Consider the following 9626-nt stretch of genomic DNA (forward strand, 5'->3'; position numbering starts at 1 on the left):
CGAGATATGTAAAAGAACAAGATAAAGAATACCTGCAGCTACACCAAAATCTACAATTGAGTCTATTTTGATTCTGATACCCCGTCCGCTTGCGGCGGGGTAGTTCATTTTATTTTTCCATCAGTATAGCGCAAAATACGTCTGATAGCATTTACAATGAGGCATATATAATCTGTGCTGATTCTAAAATGTTTTTACATCTTAGCCAGTTATCACTCCGTTTGAGTGCTGCTTTCACAATTAAATCTACTTTTCGGTTGAAAATTGCTTGCAGTTCATCTCGCATTTGTAGGGTTTCGGTTAAACCTCGTTTAGCAGTTGGGAAAAAGGTAATTAAAATATCAATATCGCTATCTGAACGGAAATCTTCGCGTAAAACTGAACCAAATAATGCCAACTCGGTGACTTGCCACTTTTGACAAAATCCTTTAATTTGTTCCATTGGTAGATTTATTTTTGTGTTCATCAGATTAGGTTTACTCCCAAGCTTTCTAGTTGTTGGTTTATCCAAGCGGTTGCCGTTTCTTCGTCGGTTTCTATTGCTTTTTCTACTCCTATTTTAGCAATTTCTAAGAGTTGTTTGGATTTTGCTTTAATATCAAAGCTATCTTGTACTTTTTTGCTGATTTCTCCTTGAAGATTATAATCTAATATAGGAATTCTAAGGTCAGATACTTCATTCAAGTTTAGATTGGTTTGCAAACCCTGACGAGCATACTTGGAAACGTATATTTTGCCTATTTCAGAGTTAAAAAAGACAATTAAATAGAGTCTTTTAACTTGAGCTTCGTCAAACCTTAAAATAGAAACAGCTTGATTAATATTGGCTTCAAAATCATGATCAAAAATAGCACATCTTCCTACCGTACCAGCGATTGAAAAAAGTACATCATTTTTCTTGACTTTTGTTTTTTTCAAGGTGAGATCATGAACATATCTTTTAATAAAAATAAAGTTATTTGTGTCAACTTCTCCATCTTTGAGATCAACTGCTCTTATAAAAGGAATGCCATCATCTTCATCTGTATAATCATCACCACCCGCTTTAGGAGTTGCACCACTAGAAACAGGGTAATTAATTAAATCACGAATTTTTATCAATTTGAAATCCTTAAAATAATTATCAATTTCATCATATTTCGGTTGATAATACTCAGCATCCAAGCGTCCAGAAGACAAAAAAGACTCAGAAAAACTTTTAACTGCGATGCTTTCTTCGGTGGGTTGCCAATCTTTTAAACCAAGTTCTGTTAATAGTAAATCTTCAGCTTGTTGGTAGATTATTTTACTTTTTTTCACTTCTATAGATGATTGATTGACTAACCGTTCTATTATTTTCTGAAAGTAATCAGACAGAACGGGAAAAAGAATATTTTTTAAGTAGTAAGGTGCTACTTCAGGCTGTACGCCTCCATACATCCCCTTGTTAATTTGCTCTTTTCCATAAATAGTATTTAGAAAAACTGCTAGAAATGACTGGTTAATTATTTTGTTTCTTAAGATCAAAACGTGAGATGATGCAATCGCTTGTATTTCCTCATTAAAAATTAAAGTATCTCCAAAATTTGCACCAGTTCTTGTGATCAGAATATCATTTTTTTTTATTTCATTCTTAGATAATTTTTCCGCATCTTCTAGAGATATATATACCTGATTCGATAAATCGACTCTTAACGGACGTAAGTTTTGAGTTCTAAAAAACAAGACTCCTGATAAATCATCTTCTACATACTCTCGCTTAATTTCTGTTGGATGAATAATTATAGGTTGTGTTTCACTCAGTCTCATAGATTGGGGTAATTCATTAATTTTGTCCTCAATCTGAAAGTATTTTCTTTTAAAAAACTCACTATCAAATCGAAAATTAATATTATGCTCAAGTACCTGAATAAATGAAATTTCTGTTGCTTCCAACCTATCCATTAACTGCTGATATTTAACCGCATCAAAAGCTCCCCCCCTGTCCCCCTTATTAAGGGGGGTGGCGTTAGCCGGGGGGATCTCAAAAAAACTTAAATTCTCCTTTTTAGCAAACTCAATAAAAGCCTCAGCGATACCATCTTCCGTTAATCCATCATGATTAAAAAGATCATGATCCACAATCCAATGATTATGTTTATCTAAGAGAAAATCCCCCGAATCATCAGACCCTTTAACATAAACTTTTTCTCCAGAATTATCCTTGCCTGACTTCTGCATCGTCGCAAAAAAGATATTATAATCATCCTGACGAGGACAAAGTGCGCCTATTTTGGGATCATCATTCCATTTTTGCACCAATAACACCGAGGTTTTTGTTCCTGTATGGGGTTTAAAAGTATTACCATGTAATCCCACCACTGCCAAAATTCGACATCTTTCGGCAATAAAATCCCGAATATTCTTATCAGAAGAATTATTAAAGCGTCCTTGGGGTAAAACTATCGCCATTCTTCCCCCCGGTTTCAAAAAGTCTAGATTGCGCTCAATAAATAAAATATCGCGTCCTACCTTAGTTTCCCATTTACCGTTAGGCTTTTTTGCTAAGTCATAACGAGCAATCATGCGCGTTTCTTTGATATCACCCGCAAAAGGTGGATTTGCCATCAAAATATCGAATTGAAACTCCCTATAGTCTGGACTTCCCTTTGGACGCAGTTTTTTCAAGCGTCTGAAACCTTCATGATAAACATCATCCCATTCTTCCTGTTGCGTCACCTCATCCCATAATTCATAATCTAGAGTGTTTAAATGTAGTACGTTTGTTTGTCCATCTCCAGCAATCAGATTGAGGGTTCGTGCTACCCTTACCGCTTTTTCATCAAAATCAATAGCAAACACCTTTTCTTCCACATATTCCTTACAACGGGGTGGCTTTTCTTCCAATGAAAATAAATGACTTACTTCTAATCCCTCATCCTCTAGAATCTGCCGCCAAACATGAAAGATTGTATGTACTGGAAACCCCGAGGAACCGGCTGCAGTATCAATCATATATTCATCTTCTTGGGGGTTAAGCATCTTCACACACATATCAATCACATAACGAGGGGTGAAAAACTGTCCTTTTTCCCCTTTACTGCTTTGATTGATTAAATACTCAAATGCTTCATCAATTACATCCAAATTGGAGTTAAATAGCTTCACATTTTCTAAGGATGACACACAAACCGATAAGTGAGAAGGTGTGAGACTAATCTTGGCATCCTCACTAAATACCCCTGGCCATTTTTTCTTAGCTTTGTCAAAAAGATCCTGAATTTTTGTTTTTAATGCGCTTTCTGTTTGTCCTGTATTACGAAACTCCAGAGAACGAGTAGAACGTCGATTCCCCTGTCCAGAATACCATTCATCATAGAGCTTGGCAAAAATCAGTTTAAATAATTCCTCAAAGACATCTACCCCCGCATTTGCTAATACCTCATCTTCCATTTCTTCGATTAGCGTTTTCAGAGATTTATTTTCTTTGACTAACTTATCATTGGCGATTAAATCATCTAAAGTGAACTTAATCTGGAGAATATCTGCTAGGGTTTGATTAGAGTTAGGGATATCTGGAATATCTTCAAAATAATTGGGATCTTTGCGTTGATAATAGGAAATCTGATCGCCATTCGTCCAGACAGCCATCGGCGAACCTGTGCCGTTACAATAGGAACGTAGTTGTGCTTTTCCTTCCTTGAGTTTGGGTTTTTTTACCTCTACCAAAATATAAACTGTGTTCAGGCGATCTTTGTCCATCACCGCAATATCTGCTCGTTTTACCTCTCTGCCAAAATTCACCCCATACTCCACCTGAATGCGACTGAGAGGATAATGTAAGCGATCGCTTAAAACCCTTAAATATAATTGTCTAATCGCTTCTTCTGGGGTAAGTTTAATCTCTTTTTTCCGTACTAAGCAAATTGTATAGGGAGCTTCCCCATTTTTCGTCTTTTTAAGCGTAATTGCCTGCTCTAATTGCTCAATTTCCGTCGGTGTAAACTGGGACAACTTATAACTTGAGTCTTTGAGAATATCAGCTAATTTCATGGGTTAAAGATGATAGAGATAAATAAAAATTTTTATACCAAGCATTGAAAGTAATCCCAGCCTTGACAAATTGAGTTAAGTAATCTATTTATGCAAGACTTTTCCCTGTACCAGCCAGTAGGCATGACTTGAAATCATTGTATTCTTGGCTACTAACTTAAGTTAAAGGTATATGGGGACTTAACTTTTCTATTGGATCAAATTTTTTAAGATTCTTTCGATGTTCGCGGTTTCTCATCTCGGCAAAAGCGATCAAACAGCGATCGCATTTGACGCAGCTTTGCCGTGGCAATTGTCCGTGACTCAATATCTGTAATAATCTAATAAAGCCCTTGTAAACCTTCTTTAAGCTCTGGGTTTTCGTCTTGATCGAGATGCACAAAATCGCCCTTAGATGAGAATTAGTTTACAAAAATTTACATTTGGAGATAAGGAGCAATGAGTCAAGTTTCCGGTACAGATGTTCCCGATTTGGGTCGTCGTCAATTTATGAACCTGTTGACCTTTGGTACAATTACCGGAGTAGCAGCGGGGGCTTTGTATCCGATTGTTAAGTATTTTATTCCCCCCTCGGCCGGTGGTACGGGTGGCGGTGTCACCGCTAAAGATGCCCTCGGTAATGATGTGATTGTCAGTCAATTTCTGGGAAGCCATAACCCTGGCGATCGCACCTTAGCCCAAGGCTTAAAAGGCGACCCCACCTATTTAGTCGTCCAAGAGGACAAAACCCTGGCCAACTACGGAATTAACGCCGTCTGCACCCACTTAGGTTGTGTGGTGCCTTGGAATGCCAGCGAAGAAAAATTCATGTGTCCTTGCCACGGTTCCCAGTACAATGCCGAAGGAAAAGTAGTTCGCGGTCCAGCGCCTCTATCCTTAGCCCTCGCCCATGCCAACGTCACCGATAATGATAAAGTCGTCTTCTCCACTTGGACGGAAACCGACTTCCGCACCGGCGAAGAACCCTGGTGGTCCTAGATTATTCAATGTGACGAGATTTGGAATTATTCAACCGATAGAGATGAGAACATTCAACTTTTTAAGCTTCCCGCAAGTCCACAGACAGGCCCTAGTGAAAGCCGTCCTCGTGGCGATCGCTACCGTTTCCCTACTCCTAACCAGCGATGTCATTAACCCCCAATCTGCCCAAGCATATCCTTTTTGGGCGCAACAAACCGCCCCGGAAACCCCCAGAGAGGCCACAGGTCGGATTGTCTGCGCGAACTGCCATTTAGCCCAAAAACCCGCCGAAATTGAAATCCCCCACTCGGTATTACCCGATAGCGTCTTTGAAGCAGTGGTAAAAATCCCCTACGATCCCGCCAGTCAACAGGTGTTAGGAGACGGATCGAAGGGGGGTTTAAACGTCGGTGCAGTCTTAATGCTACCGGATGGTTTTAAAATCGCGCCCCCCGATCGCATTCCCGAAGAAATGCAGGAAAAACTCGGTGGAGTCTATTTCCAATCCTACAAAGAAGGTCAAGATAACGTGGTTATCGTCGGCCCCTTACCCGGTGATCAATACAAAGAAATCGTTTTCCCCGTCCTGGCCCCCGATCCTAGCCAAAATAAAGGTATTCACTTCGGTAAATATGCTGTGCATTTAGGGGCCAATCGTGGTCGCGGTCAAGTGTACCCCACCGGTGAACCCAGCAATAATAACGCCTTCAAAGCTTCTACCGCAGGTACAATTAGCCAGATCAGCAAAACCGAAGCCGGTGGTTATGAAGTCACCATCACTTCTGAAGCTGGCCCCGTGGTGGAAAATATTCCCGCAGGTCCTGAGTTAATCGTCTCGGAAGGTCAAGTGATCGAAGTGGGACAATTTTTAACCAGTAACCCCAATGTTGGCGGTTTTGGTCAAAAAGAGACGGAAGTTGTCCTACAAAATCCCGGCCGGATCAAAGGATTAGTTTTATTCCTCGGTGGTATTATGCTCTGCCAAATCCTCTTAGTTATTAAGAAAAAACAAGTGGAAACAGTACAAGCGGCCGAAATGAATTTCTAATCGTAATATTTCGGTTATTTTTGCTAGAAAGCGGGTTATTTGCCCGCTTTTTAGCTTTGAGTCAGGAAAACGCTCACCCCTCGCTGCCGTCTGATACAATCGGTTCAGCTTAACCGATAAGTGTCAATTTTTTATGAATCAGTCGCTTGTTCCAGTCATTCTCGCCGGGGGTAAAGGGGAACGTTTTTGGCCCCTCAGTCGTCTAGCGCGTCCGAAACAGTTTCTCTGTCTTGATGGTAGTGGTCGCAGTCTTTTACAAGCAACGGCCGATCGTCTATTATCTTTAGGGGCAGGTTGGGAAAATCTCTGGGTAATTACCGCTAGTGCGATCGCTGATGGTGTCCGCGAACAACTGCCCGATTTACCGGAGAGTAACCTATTAGTGGAACCGGTGGGCAAGGATACGGCCCCGGCTGTGACTTGGGCGACTTTAGAAGTGATAAAACGTTATGGTAAGGAAGTGGCGATCGGTTTTTTTCCTGCCGATCATTATATTGGTAATCAAGAGGCTTATATTAACACTTTAAAAGCGGCCGTAGAAGTGGCCGTCAGCCAAAAAGCGATCGTTACTTTAGGAATTAAACCCGATTATCCCTCCACCGGTTACGGTTATATTGAACAGGGAGAAAATCAGGGCGAATTTAATGGTTTACCCGTCTATAAAGTGAGTCGTTTTACGGAAAAACCTGATCGCACCACGGCCGAAAAATTCCTAGAAACGGGACTTTTTAGCTGGAATAGCGGAATGTTTATCTTTCAGGGACAAGTGGTTTTAGAGGAGCTAAAAACCCACGCTAATAATATTTTACAACCTCTGATCGATCGGGGCATCGCTGCCTATGAGGATTTAGAGAAAAAAAGTATCGATTATGCTTTGATGGAAAAAACCCAACTCGCTTACGTTTTACCCGCTAATTTCGGTTGGGATGATCTGGGAGATTGGAATTCTCTGGAAAGATTACTAGAAGCAAAGGGCAAAAATATTGAACTGGCCAATCATGTCGGTTTGGATACGGAAGGCTCTATTATCTATGCTAGTGATGAGGAAGAAGTGATCGTTACTATTGGTTTAAAAGATCTGGTAATTGTTCGCGACGGTAAAGCAACTCTCGTTGTCCACAAAGATCGTACCCAAGATATTAAACAAGTTCTCAAGCAATTACAAACCGATCCCAAATTGGAGAAATTGTTATAGGATCGATAAGTACCTAAGCAAAATTAATTAAGTAGTCGGACATAAATTCTGTTGTCTATCTTAAGAAATGTAAATTGCCGCAATTCTTACTGACTACTGACTTGAAAGTGGCAAGTGGGGAGAATACACAAAAGCTGTCTCCTGTCTCCTGTCTCCTTACCCCACAGTTAACTTTACTTTTGTCCAACTACTTAATACCGTGTTCTCACTCCCCCAAACCAGTCAAAGACAAAAAGAAATCCTTGAGATAGTTCTCGGCAACGGTTGGGACTATATGCGCGGGGTTTTAACCCTAGGAAAAACAGAAAATCCCCAGATTCCCACCCCAGAAGTTCTCAAAAAAATCCTTGTGGAATTGGGGCCTTTTTATGTCAAATTGGGACAGTTACTTAGTACCCGTCCCGATCTGCTACCTGCTAATTATATCGAGGCTTTAACTGCCCTACAAGCGCAAGTTCCTCCCGTTGCTTGGACGGATATAGAAATAGTCATCACCGAACAGTTAGCCAAACCGATCGAAGAGGTATTTAAGTATATTAATCCCCAACCGATTGCCGCAGGATCAATCGGGCAAATTCATCGGGCAACTTTATTATCTGGGGAGGAAGTAGCGATTAAAGTCTTGCGTCCTGGAATCGAAAAAATTGTTGCCCAAGATAGTGCCTTAATTAAGGTAATTGCTGATTTAGTTGCCCTCACAGAATTTGGTCAAAGTTACGACGTTGTTGACTTAGCAGAGGAGTTTATTAAAGCAGTCAATGCGGAATTAGATTTTACCCAAGAAGGTCATTATACTGACCAATTACGCTATAATTTAACCCAGAGTCGGTGGTCAGAACCCAAACAGTTAGTTATTCCTAAAATTTATTGGCACTTAACTAATTCCAGGCTATTAGTGTTAGAATGGTTAGAAGGAAAACAAATTTTAGAGGCCGATGTTTCTAGACCAGCAACTGAGCAAGCAATTTCCCAAAGAAAAACCGAAATAACTCGGATTTTGTTTCGGTCATTTTTTCAACAAATTTATATTGATGGCTTCTTTCATGCCGATCCCCATCCGGGTAATATTTTCTATCTTGATGATGGTAGAGTGGCTTTAATTGACTGTGGCATGGTGGGCAGATTAGACCCACAAACTCAACAAATTTTAACAGAATTGTTATTGGCAATTGTTGACTTAGATGCCAAAAGATGCAGTCAACTAACTATTAAACTATCCGAGTCAGTCGTGCCGATTACTTTAGTACAATTAGAGGTGGATTATGAGCGGATGTTGCGAAAATATTATAACCTCAATTTAAATCAAATTAACTTTAGTGAGGTGGTTTATGAACTTTTGCAAATTGCCCGTCGCAATAGAATTAAACTTCCGGGTAATTTAGGTTTATTTGCCAAAAGTCTCGCTAATCTAGAAGGAACTGCCCGAAAATTTAATCCTGATATTAATATCCTAGAAGAAGTCAAACCGCTATTAACTAATATTCTTGAACAACAGTTAATCGGTAGCACTCCCCTACAAACTGCCCTAAGAACAGTTTTAGACTTGAAATCTTTTTCCCTGAAATCTCCCCGTCAAATCGAAGTTTTACTAGATGGTTTAACCTCGGAAACTTTAAATGTTAATCTGAAAATTCGCGACTTAGATAATCTCCGTCGCAGTTTAGATAATTCCGCCAATCGACTAGCTTTTAGTGTGATTATTGGTTCCTTAATTATCGGGGCTGCTATTGTTACGGCCAGCACCCAATCTCGGCAATTAACTATTATTAGTACCGTATTATTTGCTACAGCTAGTTTTATCGGTTTATGGTTAGTTGTCGGTATCCTGCGATCAGGAAGATTGCGCTAGAAATTATCGCCATTAAATTAAGATTTGTTGTTGTAAAAATTTCGCCCACCGACTGGCTAATTCAACTTCAGTAAAGGGAATTCTTTCAGGCGATCGCTCTTTAAAAATAAATTCTAGGCAAGGGGAACCTTGGGGGGGAAGAGCATCTAAATCCACCACTTGATTATTAACTAACAGACGGATTTCTTTGACCTCCTCTAGGGAAAAAGTTTGTAAATTTATGACTCCCTTACGAGTTGGCTTTCCCCAAGTGATAATTTTATCTTTTTGACCTAAGACAGAATATATATCATACTTAGCTCGCTCGAAGTTTTCCGCCCATGATCGATAGATTTCCACTTTTTGGTATTCATTCCAACCACTCCAAGCCAACCAAATAAATAGAATTAATAAAGGTGTCCACAATAACCCGCGTTCCATAAACTATCGCCCCAAAATTCTGGTCAATTAATCCTATTTTATGCTAAGTGGGTGGGTGGAATTAAATATAAGATGAACGTAGGTTGGGTTGAAGCATGAAACCCAACGCCCGATTATGTTACGCTACCGCTAACCCATCCTAC

7 protein-coding genes and 1 pseudogene are annotated in these 9626 nt (G+C 40.0%); 5 read left to right on the forward strand and 3 right to left on the reverse strand.

Going from position 1 to position 9626, the window contains the following annotated elements:
* Nucleotides 1–71: pseudogene (locus tag PX482_RS28060) on the forward strand (IS200/IS605 family transposase); the annotation flags it as partial.
* Nucleotides 72–151: 80 nt separating this feature from the next.
* On the opposite strand, the gene PX482_RS08290 reads toward PX482_RS28060, so the two are convergent.
* Nucleotides 152–442: a nucleotidyltransferase family protein gene (locus tag PX482_RS08290; RefSeq protein WP_002759988.1), complete on the reverse strand. Its 291-nt coding sequence runs from the start codon at nucleotides 440–442 to the stop codon at nucleotides 152–154.
* Between the two features lie 23 nt (nucleotides 443–465).
* Nucleotides 466–4011, reverse strand: a complete 3546-nt coding sequence (locus PX482_RS08295; RefSeq protein ID WP_288027513.1) for an N-6 DNA methylase — start codon at nucleotides 4009–4011, stop codon at nucleotides 466–468.
* A gap of 438 nt (nucleotides 4012–4449) precedes the next feature.
* Here PX482_RS08295 and petC point away from each other — a divergent pair, with 438 nt between their 5' ends.
* The 4 genes from petC to PX482_RS08315 all read left to right on the forward strand — a co-directional run bounded on the left by petC (nucleotide 4450) and on the right by PX482_RS08315 (nucleotide 9063).
* Entirely contained in the window at nucleotides 4450–4989 is a 540-nt protein-coding gene (gene petC / locus PX482_RS08300; protein ID WP_002737937.1) for a cytochrome b6-f complex iron-sulfur subunit, read from the forward strand.
* Between the two features lie 43 nt (nucleotides 4990–5032).
* Nucleotides 5033–6019 (forward strand): cytochrome f, encoded by a 987-nt coding sequence (gene petA / locus PX482_RS08305; protein ID WP_002759982.1) that lies wholly within the window; start codon nucleotides 5033–5035, stop codon nucleotides 6017–6019.
* 133 nt (nucleotides 6020–6152) lie between these two features.
* Nucleotides 6153–7214 (forward strand): mannose-1-phosphate guanylyltransferase, encoded by a 1062-nt coding sequence (locus tag PX482_RS08310; RefSeq protein ID WP_149975306.1) that lies wholly within the window; start codon nucleotides 6153–6155, stop codon nucleotides 7212–7214.
* 199 nt (nucleotides 7215–7413) lie between these two features.
* On the forward strand, nucleotides 7414–9063 hold the full coding sequence (locus PX482_RS08315; protein WP_288122308.1) for an ABC1 kinase family protein: 1650 nt from the start codon (nucleotides 7414–7416) through the stop codon (nucleotides 9061–9063).
* Nucleotides 9064–9075: 12 nt separating this feature from the next.
* Here PX482_RS08315 and PX482_RS08320 read toward each other — a convergent pair whose 3' ends face one another.
* A complete protein-coding gene (locus PX482_RS08320; RefSeq protein WP_012265197.1) occupies nucleotides 9076–9483 on the reverse strand; it encodes a hypothetical protein in 408 nt (135 codons plus the stop codon).
* Nucleotides 9484–9626 lie beyond the last annotated feature (143 nt).

The sequence above is a fragment of the Microcystis sp. M53602_WE12 genome, assembly GCF_030065455.1.
GTDB classification, from domain to species: Bacteria; Cyanobacteriota; Cyanobacteriia; order Cyanobacteriales; family Microcystaceae; genus Microcystis; species Microcystis aeruginosa.

Coding starts and splice junctions, on each gene's coding strand:
- PX482_RS08310 (WP_149975306.1), top strand. CDS start 6,153: ATGAATCAGTCGCTTGTTCCAGTCATTCTCGCCGGGGGTAAAGGGGAA.
- PX482_RS08320 (WP_012265197.1), bottom strand. CDS start 9,483: ATGGAACGCGGGTTATTGTGGACACCTTTATTAATTCTATTTATTTGG.
- PX482_RS08295 (WP_288027513.1), bottom strand. CDS start 4,011: ATGAAATTAGCTGATATTCTCAAAGACTCAAGTTATAAGTTGTCCCAG.
- petA (WP_002759982.1), top strand. CDS start 5,033: ATGAGAACATTCAACTTTTTAAGCTTCCCGCAAGTCCACAGACAGGCC.
- PX482_RS08290 (WP_002759988.1), bottom strand. CDS start 442: ATGGAACAAATTAAAGGATTTTGTCAAAAGTGGCAAGTCACCGAGTTG.
- petC (WP_002737937.1), top strand. CDS start 4,450: ATGAGTCAAGTTTCCGGTACAGATGTTCCCGATTTGGGTCGTCGTCAA.